Source organism: Rhizobium sp. CB2179, assembly GCF_057653455.1.
Genome location: NZ_JBYGKR010000006.1, coordinates 40,098 through 57,376, shown reverse-complemented (window position 1 = coordinate 57,376; position 17,279 = coordinate 40,098). Strand labels below are relative to the sequence as shown.

Here is a 17,279-nt window from a genome sequence, read left to right as displayed (position 1 = left end):
GGCGGGTGGTGCGGCCGCCATTCGTTCGCGACCAAGGAACGACCGCCGATGCCCCTACGTTTTTCTTGAGTTCACGCGCCATCGGCCACCGTCGCTTCGACATAGGGTCGCATGATCGACCAGATCCTGGCCTCTTTCGCATATGTCCAGAGGTCGTCGCTTGTGGTCTTGCGCCGACGGAGCCCCTCGCGCAGCCCCTCCATCGCAACATCGAGGCCGACTTTCGCCCGATAGCGGAAGCAATCGACGATCGAACGCGCCGGATTTGTGATCGGCACCTCGACGCCCTCGATGCAAGCAGATCAGGAAGACCGAGCCGATCCGCTGCTCATCGACACGCAGAACGATCCGGCCCAAATCAAAAAGACCACCGGTCGGAGATGGAACTCTACATCCCCAATCCCAAACTCTTCGTGCGCGAAAGTGACCGCTTCAACTCCATCTGCTGGGTGAGCTCCGCACGATGATTACGATCGGCAAGGCGAGCAACCTGGCGGATCCGCTCGACGTCCTCAACCTGATCGGGCCCCACTCGCTTCAGCTGATCCGCGAGATCTGAGGGATCGGCGCGACCGAAGCGCGTTTCGATCGCAGTAGCGATGTCCTTTGCCTCGGCAAGCGCCTGACGGCCCTCCGGTGTCGCCGCCAGTCGTTCGACGAACTTGGCCTTGTCGCTATAGGGGAGATCGTCGAGCTGGCGCAGCAGCGCCTCACTCCGGCGGCTCGGCCCCAGAACCTCGACGACGTCCTGCTTTTCTCGCTTCCAGCGTTCCGAGCCGCATTCGGCCGCAAGGCGACGCTGCCAGGTCTTGGCGGATTGGCGAACATGCGACGCCAGCGCATCGATCCGCGAAAGCGCGTGTTTGCGTTCGGCGTTGCCTCCGAACAGGCCGGTCTTGCCGGCGAGCGCACCGATCGTCTCCGGCAAAGTGCTGAGTTGACTGGCAAGCGCGACCGGATCTGCGTTCTCGTTCAGGATGCGGCCGCGCAACACGTCCATTGCCGCTGGCGCGTCTTTGAACACCTGCGGCGCGAGCTGCTTTGCCGCCTCCCAATCTCGGTCGAATGCCAGCATTGCCCTTGACCGCCCAACCGCTTCGACGCTCATCGCATAGGTCTTAACCGCCGCAACGAGCACGCGGCGTTCATCGTCGCGTTCATCGCCAGTGGGATCCTGGTGCGAAGAGCCGCCATCGGCGATGCTGCGGGCTGCGAGCGGCCGCGGTTCTTGCATTGGCTTGGGAACCGCCGTGTCCGGAATGGGCTGTATCCCTTTGCTGATTTCGTGAGATGCGACCTCGCTCTCGCCCTGCCCCCGGCGATCCTCCATGCCGCGCCGATTGGCAAAGTCATGGGTATAGTCAAGCGTCGTCTCCTTCACGCCTGAGCGGCTCAGTGTCTCTGTCAGGGATCGCACAGTCTTGAACGCATCCAGCCCGGCATAGAGCTGCACCTCCTCGCGATGACGGGTCATCGCCACGTAGGTCAGATGCCGGTCCATCGTCGTCGACGCCAGGACAAAACTCCGGTCGACGGTAGCGCCTTGCGTCTTGTGGATCGTCGTGGCGTAGCCGTGGTCAAAGGATTGGTAACGATTGACCGGTACGGTCAACTGGCGTTGCCCATCTTGCGTCTGCGCCTTGCCGTCAAGCCGAACCTGTATTGCATCCGGTTGGACGGCGATCACCTCGCCCAGCATGCCATTCTTGACGCCGAGGTCGCGATTATTCTCCAGGAAGACGATGCGATCGCCGCGTGCGAAGGATCGCTTCCCATTGTTGGTCTGGTAGCTCAGTTCCCACCTTTATCACCAGGCGGGTTGCCGGATTTTGCCAACTCACCGCGATCCTGCAACCGAGCACGAATGCCGGCATTGATCGCAGCCACATCTATCCGCCGATGGGCCATGGCAATGCGCGTGTCGTTGGGATTGGCCGATCGGTCAGCGACGTAATCGGCAATGATCGCCTTCAGCACGTCGTCGCGGTTTGCTTTCAGCTGGATGTTGCCATGTGCTTGGTAGGCAGCAAGCCCGTCCGCAGTCCGATGCGAGGCGAAGTCGATCGAGGCCTGCTTTTGCCAATCGGTTTTTTGCCGTCGGACGTCCGACAATTGCGCATGGCCGACGGCTTCGGCGATTGCCCGGAACGGCGCGCCCGCTCCGATCGCCTGAAGCTGTTCATGATCTCCGACCAGGACGAGCTTGGCGCCGGCCCGTTTGACCTCGTCGACGAAGCGGGCGAGCTGACGGCTTCCGACCATGCCGCCCTCGTCGATGACGAACACGTCACGAGCATTCAGCCGACCACGATCAGCCTGCCAGCTGTATTCCCAGGACGCCAAGGTGCGGCTGGCGATCCCCGACGATTGCTCCAGGCCTTCCGCGGCCTTGCCGGCCAACGCCGCGCCATGAACGCGATAGCCCTGCGCTTCCCAGGCCTGGCGGGCAGCCGCCAGCATCGTGCTCTTGCCGGCACCGGCAAAACCGATCACCACGGCGATCTGAGAGCCGGCGGTGACATGCTCCATCGCCTGGCGCTGTTCCGCCGACAGCCCCTGCCCCGGTGAAGGATTTCCCGCCTGGATCGATCTGTCCTGATCGGCGATGGCCGCATCGACATTGCGCTTGAAGACACCGTGGTTTTGGCGCGTCTTCATCGCAACAGTGGCTGTTGCCATCGCACCCTCGATCGCCACCATCTCGACCGTCGAATAACGTGCCTCGCCGTCACGGCCGCGAAGGCTTGAACTGTCGGGTCTGAGCTCGACAAGTGCTTTTGACGCCATGACCGATGCAAAAGCATTCTGGAAGGTCTGCGCATCGTCATTGATGGTGCGATGCAGAGCCCTGGCAATGTCATAGCGGCTGAAGACGCTTTTCTCGTTGGTAATCAGCTTCAATATCTCTTCGGGTCGCCGGCGAATGATCTCGGCATTGCGATCGGCCGATTGCGGTGAGATGCGCACGCGCGAGACTGCCCCACCCTGCCGATTGATCTGAGTGGCGTGCACACCGACATGTTCGCTCGGCTCGATCGTGATCCCGGCTTCCAGATGCGAGCGATGATCGATGCGGATATCGTGGCCGGCCCTCTCAAGGTGCGTGTTGGCAAGATGCTCCCACGCCTGTCTGATATCCTTCAGCTGCAGCTGCGATGGCGGCAGGTGATTGGCGAGAAGCCATCTGTTTTCCCGCTCGAGCAGCGTCTTGTCGCCAAGACCGGTTTCCCTCACCTCACGCGTCGTCATCATCAGATGCGCGTGGCTGTTTCTGATATCGCTTGCCCCACCCGGCCGATGGATCGCGAAGTCGACGGCAGCGCCATAACGATTGGCCAGATCTTCGGCAAAGGCCCGCGTCAGCGCCAGGCGTTGATCGGAACTCAATTCGTTCGGCAGGGCGACTTCGAATTCCCGGGCGATACGGGCGTCGCTGCGCTTCTCGGCACGCTCGGCGGCATTCCACAAGGCCGATCGCTTCATCGCCCAATAGGCGGAAGACCCAGTCGGCAAGACGATCTCGGCATGCTCGACACCTGTCCTGTTGCTAAAATCATGGGTTAGCCCATCACGCTCGTTGGTCAGCCGCTCGGCCGCACGATAGGCGGCGGACGCCACAGCGCTACGGCCAGCGCTGCGGGCGATCGGCTTCATGCTGAGATGATAGATCGCCATCGCCATCCCTTTGTTAGCGGGCCGCCGGCCCGCGCCTTGAGTTGCCCCGCAACTCGTAAGTGCGCCCTTGTGCCTTCGTCGCTTCGCGCCTTCGGGCACTGGTGGGAGCACGCGGCAATCTCCCGATGACCTCGTAAGCCGTTCAGCCCGTCGCTTCCACGCGCAGATTTGCGAGTAGCCGACATGCACCCATCGCGGCAGCATCTGCGCATGCGATCGTGTGCGGTCATTGTCCTGATGGCGCTGGGCCGATCGCTGATTGTGGAACAGGGAGACAACGACAGTGGTACGCAAATCCATCGGCGAACGGCTGGCGCAGCTGGAAGCGCAGCGCAAGACATTGCAGATCCGTCTCGGCAAGCAGGAACGCGCCATCGATACGCGCCGCAAGGTGCTGATCGGCGCACTTGTGCTGCATCGGCTGGAGAATGATCGCGATGTGCAGATCGGCGGAGGACTGGCAGCCTGGCTCAGATCGGAACTGCCAAAGTTCCTGACCCGCGATGGCGATCGGGATCTGTTCGACGATCTGCTGAAGCCACAGCTACACGAACCGTCGCGCGGCAATATCGGCAATGTCGGCAACGGGAGTGCGGCATCATGATCCATGCCAACCAGATCAAGATTGCCTTCGCAAACATGATGCGCATGGCGGCCCGCGATCCGCTCTGGGCGATCGTCGCCCTGATCACCTTTCCGCTGCGATATGCCAAGTCGTTTGTCATGGGTGCATTTGGCTATTTGCTTGTCGTCTTCACCGTCTACTTCGGGATCGACTACCTCAGACGCGTGATCCTCAGCGGCCACAGGGGTGACGTCATCTGGCATATCGGCGATTGGGTGGTGATGGCCTTTGCGGTCGTGCTGCTCATTCGATTGTTGTCGGTACCGTTGATCACCCATTTTGGAACTGTCAGCGACGACACGCATGGGTCTGCGCGCTTTGCCGGCCGAAGAGAGATTGCGCCGCTGACAAAGGCGGAACGCGGATTGCTGATCGGCCGCGCGCAAGGTTCCGGTCGCTTGCTGCGATATGAGGGGCCGGCTCATCTGCTCACCATGGCGCCGACGCGCAGCGGCAAGGGTGTCGGCACCATCATCCCGAACCTTCTGACCGCCGACCGCTCGATCATCTGCATCGATCCGAAAGGCGAGAATGCGAAGATAGCCAGTGATGCACGAGAGAAGTTCGGGCCGGTTCATATCCTCGATCCGTTCGGCATCACCGGCAGACCAACGGCTGCCTTCAATCCGATGGACGGTTTTAATCCAGCCGGCATCGATGTTGCCGAAGACGTCTCCACCTTGGCCGATGCACTGGTGTTCGACGAACCTGGTCTTTCGGGTGACGCCCATTGGAACGAGGAAGCCAAGGCGCTGATCGCTGGATTGCTGCTGCATGTGCTTGCCAGCCAGCCAGACGACAAGCGCACGCTGACCACGCTCAGGCATTTGCTGACGATGGCGCCGGCGGCATTCCAGAATCTGCTTCATGAGATGCAGGGGAATGATGCGATTAGCGGACTGATTGCACGGGCCGCCAACCGTCATCTTGGCAAGTCGGATCGCGAAGCCAGCGGCGTATTGTCGGCGGCACAGCGACACACACATTTCCTCGACAGCCCGCGCATGACCGAGGTGCTGTCACGATCGGATTTCCGGTTCGGTGATCTCAAGGCAAACAAGGCGACCGTGTTTCTGGTCTTGCCGCCAGACAGGCTTGCGGCCTACTCGCGTTGGCTGCGTTTGCTGGTGGCCCAGAGCCTGACGGAGATGGCGCGCACGGCACCCTCGCCGCAACCATCTGCGCCACCTGTTCTCTATCTGCTCGACGAGTTCGCCGCCCTTGGTCATCTGGCACCGATCGAACGGGCCATGGGATTGATGGCCGGTTACGGTGTGCAGCTCTGGCCGATCGTTCAGGACATTCATCAACTGCGCGCCACCTATGGCCAGCGTGCCGGCACGTTTCTGTCAAACGCCGGCGTGCTGCAGGTGTTCGGCGTCAATGATCACGACAGCGCCCGTCTGGTCTCCGATCTGCTTGGCCAGGAAACCGTGGTGTTCAACACGGCGGCGCGTGCGCTCGATTCGGAAAGGACCGGCCTCTCCTTTGCCGAGCAGCATGTCGGCCGGCCGCTGCTGACGCCCGACGAAGTGCGCAACATGAATGCCGAGACCGAGCTGCTGTTCATCGCCGGCCAGCGGCCGATCGTTGCGACAAAGTTGCGCTATTATGCCGATCCGGAGTTTGCCGGATTGTTCGCCAGGCAGGAGCGATGAGTCAGGCGGTCCCATCACCCCGATGAATCGATCGGGCCTAACCGATTCACAAATGTCGTTGGACGCCGTGAACCGTTCTTTGCGATTCTGCCGGCATGACAGTTCAGCCCTATCGTCTCTACATCGAACGAATCGATCCATCGAAGAACATGGCCCGCTTTTATGCGCTGTCGATCGAGCCGAACCTCTTCGGCGAGACCTCGCTGGTGCGCAGCTGGGGACGCATCGGCAGTCGCGGGCAGCAGAAGATCCATGTCTTCGACAGCGAGGCAAAAGCCGTCGATCTCCTGCTCAGCCTTTTGCGCAGGAAGCGGTCGCGAGGCTACCTTCCGCTGCGGTGATCGGCATCCGCGTCTCGCATGCCTGAGCGAAGGAAGAGACAGTTGAGTGAAGGAAGAGACGGCTCACGCCGCCTCCTCCTCGTTGCGCTCCGGCTGCAAGGAATGCAGGTAGTCGACGGCGCGCTGCGCATGGGCCGCCGCCGAGAAGATGGCGCGCTTGTCGTTGGCCAGAACCTTGAGCCAGCCATCGAGATAGCTGGCGTGGTCGGGGCGCGGTTCGAGCTCTGGGACGATGCCGAGATCGGCGCAGAGAAACGCGCTGCCGAGTTCGGCAATGAGCTCCTCGCGGGCGCGTTCGCTCCTGTCTTTCGCGTAGCGGCTGAGATCGCGATCAAGGCGTCGCGGTGCGGCGGTCCAGTGCGTCATCTCGTGGCTGAGGACGGCGACATAGGAAGCATCGTCCCTGAAGGCATCCAGGCATGGCATCTGGATGTAATCACGCTGAGCGGCATAATAGGCAGCCGACCCACCGTGGCGGATCAGCGCGCCGGTATTGGCAAAGAAGCGGCCGGCATTGCCGATCCGGCTCATCGGATCCCGGAGAGGTGCGATCTCGTCAAAGCGGCCGTTAAGACCGGCGATCTGATCGGTGTTGAACACCGTGTAGGTCTTGAGGAATGGAATATCCTGTTCGATCTCGGTGCCTGTCTCGGTCGTCTCGGTGCGGATGAACGAACTGGCAAAGACGACGGTCGTGCCGGTTTCGCCCTTGCGCACGGCGCCGCCGAGTTCGATGGCCTGGCGGAACGTCATCCAGCGTGATGAGGCAAAGCCACAGGCGATGGCTTGCGACCAGAGGAGCAGGACGTTGATCCCGGAATAGGGCTGGCCGTTGTGGCGCAGTGGCCGGCCGACCTCGGCTGTCGCATGTCCCGTCGTCCAGGGTTTGGTCCATGGCCGCACGCCGCCTTCGAGATCGGCGATGATCGTGTTGGTGATGCGGCTGTGGATATCGGTTCGTTGGTTGGATTGCTGCCTGCTCATGTCTAAACCTCCGTTTCGAGGTCGCGGCCATCGCGACCTGCTACGGCGGTCCGAAAGCCGGGCTGCAAGCGCTGCCTGCACCCCGCGGGGCCGCAACGCAGTGGAGGACGGCAAAGCCGTTGCGGGCGGCGCGAGCCTGGCAGGACCAAAAGCCGGGGCAGGACGCGATGGTCGAAGTCTAGGTGGGGGGTTTAGACGCAGGCATACGTGGCTGATCCGCGAGGCGTCGTCACATCGCTCGCGTCACAGCTGACCGAAGCGCAGATCGTTTACCTGGCCGGCCGTGCCAGCGAGCGGGCGATATCGACAATGTCGTCGCGCGAGGCGGTTGGGTCGTCCTTGCTCCAGGCAACACCAAGCCCGATCCTGAAGTCGATGCCCCTCACCGCCTTCAGCTCGAAAGCCCGGTTCGGCAGGCCCTCGGTCCATTCCGGCGCAAAGCCGATGCCAAGCCCGGCAGAAACCAGCGACACCAGTGAATAGGTGTCGTCGCAGCTGTAAGCGATGTTGCGGGTCAGGTCGTATTCCTCGAACTTCTCGTTGAAGTACCGCTCAGTATAGGAGAGGTTCTTGCGGTTGAAGGCGATGATCTTCTCCCCGCGCAGATCGTCGATGGCGATCTCCGCCTGCCCGGCCAGCCGGTTGGTGCGGGCCACCGCCAAGAGATAACGCTCATGGGCGATCGAGGAGAAGCGCAACGAGCCGATGTTTTCCACCGGTCGGATGAAGCCGAGATTGATCTGGCCGTTTTCCAGGCCGCGGATGATGTCGCCGGTATTGCCGCTTGATATATGAATGCGGATATCCGGGTACTTGCGGGCGATCTTTCCCAGAAACGCCGGCAGCACGCCGGTGGTCGCCGGATAGACGGTGCCGATCCTGATCTGCCGGATCGTCTTGCCGGCCACGGCCCTGGTGATCTCGGCACTCAGATCGACCTCGCTCAAGATCCCGACGCAGCGTTCGTGGAAGATCTCCCCTGCCCTGGTCAGTTCCACCCGCCTGGTCGAGCGGATGAACAGCGCGCAGCCGAGCTCCCGTTCAAGCGCCTGCACATGATTGGAAAGTGCCGGCTGGGCGATGCGCACCTTGGCGGCCGCCCGGCCGAAGTGCAGTTCCTCGGCCACCGCGACGAAGTAGGAGAGCTGGCGTAGTTCCATGAACCCGACCTTTCAATTTCTAAAACTACAGTTTGTAGTTATAACACTCCATATCGTTCGTGGCCAGATCGTTATCAATGGGGAACAAATCGTTCCCATGGATATTCTTTCAAAGCGGCTTCGCGAAAGAGCTGAACAGCTAGGCATTTCGAACGCCGAGGCAGCAAGGCGGGTAGGCCTCGATGAGCGCCGATATGCGCACTATGTGGCCGGCCGAAGAGAACCAGACCTAGCGATACTGGTAAGAATAGCGTTGTCGCTGGGCACAACACCAAATTGGCTGCTGGGCGTCGCAGGACACGCCGACGGAGTTGCTGAAACGACAGATCTCCTGGAACGCTTTGCAAATGCCGCGAACGGCATGACGCTCGAAGAACTACAGCTATGTATCATACTGGCGGAAGCGATCGTCGCAGCAAAAGGACGGCGCTAATATCTCAGATGGACATGCCCTTGCTCGTCGGCGAAACCCATCCTTGTCGCCTTGAAGGGAAGCGAGGAACCAGCGTAATAACCGTAGGCAGTCAATCCCGACTGCACCTGGATGACGATCCGCCTGACCTTGTTCGAGTTTCCGGGAAGTGGCTTCGCGGGTGCAATTTGCTACGGGGCGGCCGGCGCAGGAGCGGGTGTCGGTGCAATCAGAGAGCCGCCGGTGGGGACCGGGCCGCCCCTGTGGACATCTCGCTCCGACCGAGAGTCGCTCGGGCAAGCCCGGCATCGATCTGTAAGATCAGTCGCCGGAATTCTGACGGACGGCTTGGCCGCCGGCCCTCTTGCGCCGACGCCACGGCAAGGGCGCCCCTCCAAACAATGAGCATACCAGGCGAAGGCGCGTCCGCGCCGACGCCAGTTCGCGCACGGCTTGACCGGTTAAAAGGGCAGCCGCAGGAGGGTTAGCGGAGCGCCGCTCGGGAACGAGCGGAACCCGGGACCGACTGCCCCCGGCAAGCCGTTCCGCTTAGGTCGGCACCGCGATACCCCTCGCCTCACCTGCCCGGCCGTGCCAGTGACCGTGCGATATCGACAATGTCATCGCGCGAGGCGGTTGGATCCTCTTTGTTCCAGGCAACACCGAGCCCGATCCGGAAATCGATGCCTCTCACCGCCTTGAGCTCGAAGGCCCGGTTCGGCAGGCCCTCGGTCCATTCCGGCGCAAAGCCGATGCCAAGGCCGGCAGAGACCAGCGACACCAGCGAATAGGTGTCGTCGCAGCTGTAAGCGATGTTGCGGGTCAGATCGTATTCCTCGAACTTCTCGTTGAAGTACCGCTCGGTATAGGAGAGGTTCTTGCGGTTGAAGGCGATGATCCTTTCCGAACGTAGATCGTCGATACCAATCTCCGCCCTCTCCGCCAGTGGGTTGCTCCTGGCCACCGCCAACAGATATCGCTCATGGGCGATCGAGGAGAAGCGCAAGGAGCCGATGTTTTCCACCGGTCTAATGAAGCCGAGATTGATCTGGCCGTTTTCCAGGCCGCGGATGATGTCGCCGGTATTGCCGCTTGATATATGGATGCGGATATCCGGGTACTTGCGGGCGATCTTTGCCAGAAACGCCGGCAGCACGCCGGTGGTGGCGGGATAGACGGTGCCGATCCTGATCTGCCTTATCGTCTTTCCGGCCACCGCCCTGGTGATCTCGGCACTCAGATCGACCTCACTCAGGATCCCGACGCAGCGTTCGTGGAAGATCTCCCCTGCCCGCGTCAGCTCCACCCGTCTGGTGTGCTGGGTCGGAGATGATCCCGGTTCCGAATGGGGTGAAGGTCTGGTTGGCAACTGGCCATACGGACATGCGCAAGGGCTTTCCGGGTCTGTCGCTGATGGTGCAAGAGACGCTGAAGCGCGATCCGATGTGCGGGTATCTGTTCGCATTCCGCGGTGTGGCGGCGGCCTGATTAAGGTTATATGGCATGACGGCCAGGGAGCCTGCCTGTTCACAAAAAAGCTAGAACGGGATCGGATCGTAGTGCCGATCGCGCCACATTCATGGCGACACTGATCATGAGCGCCAAGCTCAACGACATCGATCCGCAGGCTTGGCTTGCGGACGTCCTCGCCAACATTGCGGACACCCCGATCAGCAGGCTGGAGAAATTGCTGCCGTGGAACTGGACACCGACGCAAACAGCAGCCGTTGCGGCATAGGATCAACGATGGATCGCAAAACCAACCGAGCTATCATTCGGAAAATAATGCTCACCGAGTGGGACCCCATCGGCGTGTCGGGCATTCCTGAAGCGCAAGACGAATATGATGCCCATGCCGATACCGTCTTTGACATGCTGGTCAACCAAACCACCTCAGTTGATGCCAATGCGGCCCGCAGGTCTTCAGCGGCGAGTTGAAGCGATCGAATTGGCGCTGACGAAAAGGGTCGCAGCAACATAGGCGGTTGGGCCCCGAGCCGACACTGGCAGCAGGGCCACGCGCCGCCTCCAGTGCGTCGGTCGCTTCAGGGCGTTCCCCCGCTCTTGCTCCCGTTCTTGGCTGCGTCTCCCTTGGCGACGTCCCCCTTCGCCTCCTCCTGAGCCTTGAAGCCGAGGTAAAGCCCGCTCACCAGCCCCATCAACAGGAGCAGTGTTGGGTCGAAGACAGGCAGGCGAAAGTTGCGTGCGACGGTCCACACAAACAGCGCCCCCAGGATCAGAGTCCAGGCGATCGCCTGGATGCGCTGCAGTTGCGGCGCGCCATCGACACTCAGGACGTCGCTAACGAAGCCGCGAGATGTGCGGCCTTCGGTGGTACCGGCATTGATAAGGACAGACCCGAGACCGGTCGCCCCGCTGATGCCGAGAAGCCAGAGGATCTCGTTGCTAAGGAGGCCGTAGTAAAGGTCGAAGCTCATGGCGATGAAGACATAGCCGGCTATCACCAGAAAGAGCCAGAAGGCCATCTGGGTGCGGCCGAGGCTGTAGGGGCCGATGGCTCGGTCTGCAAATTGCGATGTGGAGTAATTCCGCTGGATATCGGCCACCTTGCCGGCCGCTGGGCCGACTGCAAGTTGCGCGTCATCCAGAGCTTTCTCGGCGTCCTTCAATTGCTGCGCGACCTGGTCAATTCCGGCCTGCTTTTGCCTAATACCCGATACAGCTTCCTTGATGTCCGTGCCGGCAGTCTCGAGCTCTGCTTCGGTTGCCTTGATCAGAGTTTCATTGGTCGAGACGATCCGATCTCTTGCGGCTTTGGCGTCGTCGCGTGCCTGCGTCGAGGCACCGGGCGAGGCAGTGAGGGCAGCCTCTGCTTGGTCAAGCGCAGCCTGCGCAGCGGTCAGACCGCTTACCTCGTCGAAGGTCTTCCCAGCCGCATCACGGGCTGCCTGCGCCGTGTTCCGTCGGGCCCGCAGCCTCGCGACCTCCTCCTGCGGCTTGATGAGCAGGTCTTCCAGCCTCATTCGCTGCACCCTTGCGTTTCTGTGCGCAGGGTCAACGTCGAGAACCGTCTCTAGTCTGCCATTTTCCGCTCTGGCGGCAACGAGGGCACTCCGTGCGGCGTCGTAGGCGGCGAACTTGTCCGCGTCGCCGGGGGCTGCGGCGAGGTCGGTGTCGGCGAGGCCGAACTCGCGCTGCCGTCGCTTCTCTTCGAGCCTCACCGCCTCGAGCCGATCCAAAACATCTCGGCAGGTCAAGCTGTTGTCGCGGAGGAGCGGCGTCCGCGCGGCATAGGCGATGAAAGCGGCGGTAAGCAGGGCCAAAGCAAGCAATCCGACGAGCACCGGGCTCAGCGAGAAAACGTACATCGTGATCTGGTCAATGGTGCCGTTCCGGGCGGTCTCGGGGATGGAAGCTGTCGATCCGGCGTGCGACAGGCCGATATCGATCTGACGCTTGCCCAAGGGCTTGGCAAATGCCACCTCGCTCAACAGTTCCTGCCAAAACTTCGCCGCAGGGTCGGTCGCGTCCTCGGGCGTCCACAGGGGGAAGTAGAGCCGCTGCACTGCGTCAGTCGCGTGCGCCTGCACTTTGAGAAACGGCGCGAGCTTGTCATTGAGAAAGACAGAGAGTGGCACCGGATCGAGCGGCTTCGCGTACGCGGCCTTCGCCGTGCGGAGATCGGTCTTCGGCTTGTCAACAGCGCTTTGGAACTGGGTGATCTCGCTGGCCGGCTTGCCTTCGTCCGTTGCCTTTGTAAGCCTGGCCTCGCTCGCGGTCAGCGCTTCCTGCATTAGCTTGACGTCGTTTCCCCGCTCCTCCACCGTTTCCCTGGAGACGACGCCGGCCACCAAGACGCAGATATTCCGGCCGGGCTCCGTCTCCCCCGGCATCACGCGCACTATGCGCAGGATACCGGCCCGGTCGTTAGCGGCGTCAGCTTTGGTCAGGCTCTGTTTGGCTGTTGTTTCGGCTTGCCCGCATTCCGTGCTGGTGACCTCCCCAACATTCGGTCCGGAGGCGGCCGCGAGGTAAAAGCAAAGAACTAGCGCAGCGAGCCCCAGGAGGACGAGCCGCCCGGCGGGCCACGTGGCAGGATCCATCAGCCGACGGGCTGCGGCATTCACTGAGCTTGCTGCCATAATATCCTCCTCCGCGGTCCGCCGGTGCACGAGCGTGCCTGAATCACTGCAGAAACCGCATACATTTCAGTGTTATGGTACAGCCGGGCCGCACTGGTCTTCATCGCCCTTCATATCGACCCAACAGATGATATCGCAGGCAAGCTGTTTCATACTGTGTTGGCTAAATGGACCCGAACCGGGATTACCCAATCGGAACGTCGAACGAAAATTAAACCGCAGTTCCGTCTCCTTGGGATTGTTTTTTCCGATCGGTTTTAGTTGCCGCTGTATTGAACGGAGGGGTGCAAGAACCTCGCCCCGTTCATAGATCCTGAAGATATGGTCGCCTTTTCTGTTGGCGGCACTTACTCTTGGGTCCGCGCTCGTCGAGCCTGTGACAGGTGAGGAATCAAATGCATAAGCGGTGTGTATGCGCGGGGAGGCGTACGCAGCCTGTTGAGCGAGCCCGCCACCCAGCGAGTGCCCAACTGCTATTATCTCAGCATTCGGGCCGAAGTCCTTATCTACACGGCTTGTCAGTGCTTCAACGAGATCACGGGTCTGGGCATACTGGTCGCGTGTGAAGGGGTTTAGCCGCGTCAGCCACCTCAAGTTAGCAATCCAGTCTCCGAGTTCACCGAGATCGGTCCCTCGGAAAACAAGCGCTAGCCGTTTTTGGTCAGTTGCCTCCGTATCGCGCCAGAGCTGATAGCCAAGTCCTCGGATCTTAATAGGGCCGCCGGGAGTTTCGACTACTGGGTCGCTCTCCAAATAGTCGGGAAGTTGTTTCCATCGGTGTCGAGGCACCACAACAGCTGGACAATAGGCGCCCCCTGCCAGCCTCTCATCATAGGCCGCCGCCGCAAGAAGAGCGTAGTCTGACAGGTGGACAAAGGCTGGATCGCGAGGTTCACGCAGCCAAATGTCAACAGCTTTGCGAGACGGATCAGGATCGCGAACAATGATCCTCGTATCCCGCGGCACCTGACATGCTTGGGTGGCAAGAAGAGCCACTCCGAGCAATACGCTTTTGCTAAAACCGTTCGTCACTGATCTGATCTCCGCATACTGGACCAGTCCGATCTGAAACAACCTTCTCCTGATCGGCAATCTGCATAACCCCCACCTCTCAACGCGACGGCTCTCATATTTATGACAAAGGGACATAATCATGGATGATGGTCTAAGGCCCTCGGCGCTGCGCATGCATCCGGCCCGAGACCGTCAGGCTTCTTCGGGCGGCCGAAGAGGGCACAGCGTCATCTCACACCGTTGCAGGCTCAATGAACTTTGCGAATACAAACCCATCCTTCACCCGATCGCCCTCGAGATCTACGAGCGCCCATCGACCCCTCGTGTTTTCCTCGAATTCAAGGACATTGAGAGGCGTGCCGTCGAGCAGTTCCTTGATGATCGGAAACTCCGGTCCAGGCCCGCCCCGCAGTTTGAGGTCGGTCCGCACCCGGACGACAAACGCGCCAGGCACCACAGCCTGCGCGCCGGCCGCCAGCACGTTCTCGACAACGCAGATAAGCTTGGACCGGATCGCCGATTGATCCAGAAAGCCGTTAACGTCCAGCGCGAAGAACTTTTTTCCGACTGTGCCGGTCCCGTGAGGAATGGCCTCGTTTCCGCCGATCGTCACGGCATGCCGCACGCCATTGCGTGTCTCGAAGCCGACGACGATGGCGCTGTGCGAGGGGTAACCAGTGTTTCGCTGGGCAAAGTCGAAACTCAGTGTAGCACCATCCCGATTGTGATGAATAAGGTCTCCCAGCCTCGGCGCATATTCACTGATACGATGACCGCGGAATACGCCGGTATGCGCGTCACCATTTGCGATGGCGGCGTGAACAAACACGCTGTGACTCAAATTGAACTTAAACTGTTGCGGCGTCGCACCTGATTTCTTGACACAGAAGGATACAAACGCGGCGGACCACGCATTGTCGTTGAGCGTGGGATTGAGATTGCGGCTGCCGCCCCCAGCCTCATAATAATCTGCGATGTGTCCTCGCAGCGGCTCGTCGCCTTCATCGATACCGTTGAACCGATCGAATTCCGCCTTGGCAATGCTTACAATCGATGGTTCAGCAACGACTGCGGCGGCGACCATGATATGGACAGGAGCATCCCCGGTCGCCGGGTTTGGAATCTCCCGCGCGATCTTGATGAACTGGTCGATGTTCTCGCCATAAAAATGCGTTCCGTCGAAATGCCCTTGCTGAAGACCCTTACTTTTCCTGAAATTGCCAAAGCCCGTATTATAAACGATTGCAGTGAACGCCGACTCCAGATCCGTCAGCGATTGCCTATCGTCAAGGTCAAGTTGGCCGAGAGCATGCTTGAGCTCCGTGACCATTTTGTCAACGCAGGCGTCGATGTTCTGCCAACGCTGATCGAGGAAGAAATCGGGGTCGGTTTTGAAAAACTGCAGATCATATTGGAAGATGCCATAACCGTGGACGAACTTCTCCGGTCGCCGCGCCACCCTTTGATACGCCTCGATACCGGTGGCTTCGGCCATTTCGCCAAGCAGCCCATGTGCAAAGTCGAACATTTCCCCACCGCGGTTCGCGTCGACAAGTTCGGCCCGGTTCTTTGGAAAGGCGCTACGGTTCGGCGTGTCGAGCGTATCGCCGACAGACAATCTCAATATCTCCTCACGCGGCAGGTGCAGTCGGAGTTTGCTCCAGAGTTCACCGGACTCCTGAAACGCAATGGCGCAGATCAAGTCGAAAGACAGGGGCGTTCCGGCCAGCGCCGGCACAATGTCCGACGCGAAATTGGTCTTGAACCACTTGATCTCTTCTTTGATGCTCATTGAACTCTCCTAAAGTAAGGGGCCAGTGTGGCGTGAAGGCAACGCGTTCTCTTCGGCGAAATCTGAGCACAGATCGCCGTTCTTGAATGCAATGCCGTCGAATGCTGCTGCTTCAGTTGCCGAGTTTGATTTCGGTACTTCTGAACGCTCTTTGCGAAAGCGGAGTCTTTTCGTCGTCGCAGGTCTGCGAGCCATCATCACTGAGGATTTGAACCATCCCTGAGCCAGGGATCTGCATTAACGCCTCCGGCCGCAACGACCCGAATGCCGGCGCCTTCAATTCCTCAGGCGATGATTTCCCGCCAAGCCAGCGGTACAGCGCGAATGGTCCTTCATCGGAAACTGGTCCGGCAACGATCAGGTAGTGGTCATCAACCCATTCGACACTGCGGATACCCAGCCCACCGAGATCCAGGCGGAAGGGTTCTCCAAGCACGGCACTTCTTTCAGGATGGCTGATAACTTCGGCAGGATTGGCGAATGGGATCACCACAGCTTTGTCGTCGATTGTATCGCGAAGACCGATCAACAGCGCCCCATCTGGAGCCGTCGCCAGTCCCTCGATATTAAGCTCGGATTTCCTGTCGCCGATCACGCCAAGGATCGCGTCGCGAAGCCGGAGGAATTCCCCCTCCCATTTCAGGCTGACTGCATTGCCTGCGGCGACAACCTTTGTGGCAAAGAATATCTTGCGCTTGTCTTTGTCCTCACCGCTGCTGTTAAGCGAGTGCGAACTAATCCAATAGACGACGTCTCCATCTCGGGCGGCAGCTTCGACGTCGGATTTGTCAAATCCACTTGTGCCCTGAAAATCGACAGGGACTCCCTCGGACTGGTCATTTCTCGTATAAAGCCGCAGAATATTTGTTTCGTCGCTCGCAACGACGAAATGATTGTCATCTATGTACGTGGCGGCTGAAGCCTCGCACAGACCTTTATAGTGAACCGCGTCAGCGAGCTCTGAAACGGACGCCGCCCCAGGCAAAACCAATAGCACACTTAATAACCAGATCTGGAATCGCATGCCTCCCCCTATCAGCGCTCCACTGCGGCTGACTTGAACCGGTTCTTGAATCCCACGAGCATCCACCGCAGCCGAGATAAAATCAGTAGCGTCCGTTCGCCGTCCTGTAGAAAACGGCCGACGTCCCAGCTTCCCTCCCAAGCATCCGAAGGGATGCCATTCCGCAATAGTAAAGGCGAAGGCGATTGAATTATGCTACATATGATTGCATCATAGCAAATATTTTAAATAACACAAGTAGTAAAGCGGAATATATAATACCGACATACAAAAGATATATGACTCTCCGCAGTGCCTGTCCCGGAAACATACTTTTTGTCTTTTAAGAACTTAGTTTCGGCCCCGACCTCCTCTGGGCACAGGCTCGTCAGTGATCCAAAGTAGGTGCGCAAAATTCTTCCTGTTTCAGATCTAGGTCTGCCTTTCTCTCTCGGCTCTTCTTGATCGATCTTTTCTAAGGCTGTTGGGATTGACAGCTTCCACTCGGGAAG

12 protein-coding genes and 5 pseudogenes are annotated in these 17,279 nt (G+C 59.9%); 7 read left to right on the top strand and 10 right to left on the bottom strand.

Annotation, left to right across the window (positions count from 1 at the left end):
* Positions 1–71: 71 nt before the first annotated feature.
* Positions 72–293: pseudogene (locus AC244Q_RS35780) on the bottom strand (type IV toxin-antitoxin system AbiEi family antitoxin domain-containing protein); the annotation flags it as partial.
* A 95-nt stretch (positions 294–388) separates the two neighbouring features.
* Positions 389–3,675 (bottom strand): annotated as a pseudogene (traA, locus tag AC244Q_RS35775) (Ti-type conjugative transfer relaxase TraA).
* A gap of 283 nt (positions 3,676–3,958) precedes the next feature.
* On the opposite strand from traA, the gene AC244Q_RS35770 reads away from it, so the two are divergent.
* The 3 genes from AC244Q_RS35770 (at position 3,959) to AC244Q_RS35760 (ending at position 6,299) form a co-directional block, all read left to right on the top strand.
* A complete protein-coding gene (locus tag AC244Q_RS35770; protein ID WP_128408290.1) occupies positions 3,959–4,279 on the top strand; it encodes a mobilization protein in 321 nt (106 codons plus the stop codon).
* Positions 4,276–5,958, top strand: a complete 1,683-nt coding sequence (locus AC244Q_RS35765) for a type IV secretory system conjugative DNA transfer family protein (protein WP_128408291.1) — start codon at positions 4,276–4,278, stop codon at positions 5,956–5,958. Before AC244Q_RS35770 ends, AC244Q_RS35765 begins: the two co-directional genes overlap by 4 nt.
* A gap of 95 nt (positions 5,959–6,053) precedes the next feature.
* Positions 6,054–6,299 carry a WGR domain-containing protein gene (locus tag AC244Q_RS35760; protein ID WP_128408292.1) on the top strand — a complete coding sequence of 82 codons (246 nt, stop codon included), beginning with the start codon at positions 6,054–6,056 and terminating at the stop codon, positions 6,297–6,299.
* A gap of 63 nt (positions 6,300–6,362) precedes the next feature.
* Here the strand turns inward: AC244Q_RS35760 and AC244Q_RS35755 are convergent, their stop codons facing one another.
* Together AC244Q_RS35755 and AC244Q_RS35750 are read right to left on the bottom strand one after the other, a co-directional pair.
* Positions 6,363–7,283 carry an ArdC family protein gene (locus tag AC244Q_RS35755; protein ID WP_128408329.1) on the bottom strand — a complete coding sequence of 307 codons (921 nt, stop codon included), beginning with the start codon at positions 7,281–7,283 and terminating at the stop codon, positions 6,363–6,365.
* A gap of 269 nt (positions 7,284–7,552) precedes the next feature.
* Positions 7,553–8,443, bottom strand: coding sequence for a LysR family transcriptional regulator (locus AC244Q_RS35750; protein ID WP_128408330.1), 891 nt, complete (start codon positions 8,441–8,443; stop codon positions 7,553–7,555).
* Here AC244Q_RS35750 and AC244Q_RS35745 point away from each other — a divergent pair.
* Positions 8,442–8,876 carry a helix-turn-helix domain-containing protein gene (locus AC244Q_RS35745; protein ID WP_348630305.1) on the top strand — a complete coding sequence of 145 codons (435 nt, stop codon included), beginning with the start codon at positions 8,442–8,444 and terminating at the stop codon, positions 8,874–8,876. The genes AC244Q_RS35750 and AC244Q_RS35745 overlap by 2 nt on opposite strands.
* A gap of 65 nt (positions 8,877–8,941) precedes the next feature.
* Here AC244Q_RS35745 and AC244Q_RS35740 read toward each other — a convergent pair.
* Both AC244Q_RS35740 and AC244Q_RS35735 read right to left on the bottom strand, forming a co-directional pair.
* Positions 8,942–9,120 (bottom strand): annotated as a pseudogene (locus tag AC244Q_RS35740) (His-Xaa-Ser repeat protein HxsA); the annotation flags it as partial.
* Positions 9,121–9,432: 312 nt separating this feature from the next.
* A pseudogene (locus AC244Q_RS35735) lies at positions 9,433–10,170 on the bottom strand (LysR family substrate-binding domain-containing protein); the annotation flags it as partial.
* Positions 10,171–10,184: 14 nt separating this feature from the next.
* Here AC244Q_RS35735 and tnpB point away from each other — a divergent pair.
* From tnpB to AC244Q_RS35720, 3 genes and pseudogenes are all read left to right on the top strand, one after another.
* Positions 10,185–10,343, top strand: a complete 159-nt coding sequence (gene tnpB, locus AC244Q_RS35730) for an IS66 family insertion sequence element accessory protein TnpB (RefSeq protein ID WP_245460507.1) — start codon at positions 10,185–10,187, stop codon at positions 10,341–10,343.
* A 58-nt stretch (positions 10,344–10,401) separates the two neighbouring features.
* Positions 10,402–10,593 (top strand): annotated as a pseudogene (locus tag AC244Q_RS35725) (transposase domain-containing protein); the annotation flags it as partial.
* A gap of 8 nt (positions 10,594–10,601) precedes the next feature.
* Complete coding sequence (locus AC244Q_RS35720; RefSeq protein WP_128406744.1) at positions 10,602–10,793, top strand: hypothetical protein; 192 nt, start codon at positions 10,602–10,604, stop codon at positions 10,791–10,793.
* A gap of 107 nt (positions 10,794–10,900) precedes the next feature.
* Here the strand turns inward: AC244Q_RS35720 and AC244Q_RS35715 are convergent, their stop codons facing one another.
* The 4 genes from AC244Q_RS35715 to AC244Q_RS35700 all read right to left on the bottom strand — a co-directional run bounded on the left by AC244Q_RS35715 (position 10,901) and on the right by AC244Q_RS35700 (position 16,788).
* Positions 10,901–12,958, bottom strand: coding sequence for a hypothetical protein (locus AC244Q_RS35715; protein WP_128406743.1), 2,058 nt, complete (start codon positions 12,956–12,958; stop codon positions 10,901–10,903).
* A gap of 72 nt (positions 12,959–13,030) precedes the next feature.
* A complete protein-coding gene (locus AC244Q_RS35710; RefSeq protein ID WP_164902319.1) occupies positions 13,031–13,990 on the bottom strand; it encodes a Tle-like phospholipase domain-containing protein in 960 nt (319 codons plus the stop codon).
* A 214-nt stretch (positions 13,991–14,204) separates the two neighbouring features.
* Positions 14,205–15,764, bottom strand: a complete 1,560-nt coding sequence (locus AC244Q_RS35705) for a DUF2272 domain-containing protein (RefSeq protein ID WP_128406741.1) — start codon at positions 15,762–15,764, stop codon at positions 14,205–14,207.
* Between the two features lie 112 nt (positions 15,765–15,876).
* Positions 15,877–16,788, bottom strand: coding sequence for a DUF3616 domain-containing protein (locus AC244Q_RS35700; protein WP_128406740.1), 912 nt, complete (start codon positions 16,786–16,788; stop codon positions 15,877–15,879).
* Positions 16,789–17,279 lie beyond the last annotated feature (491 nt).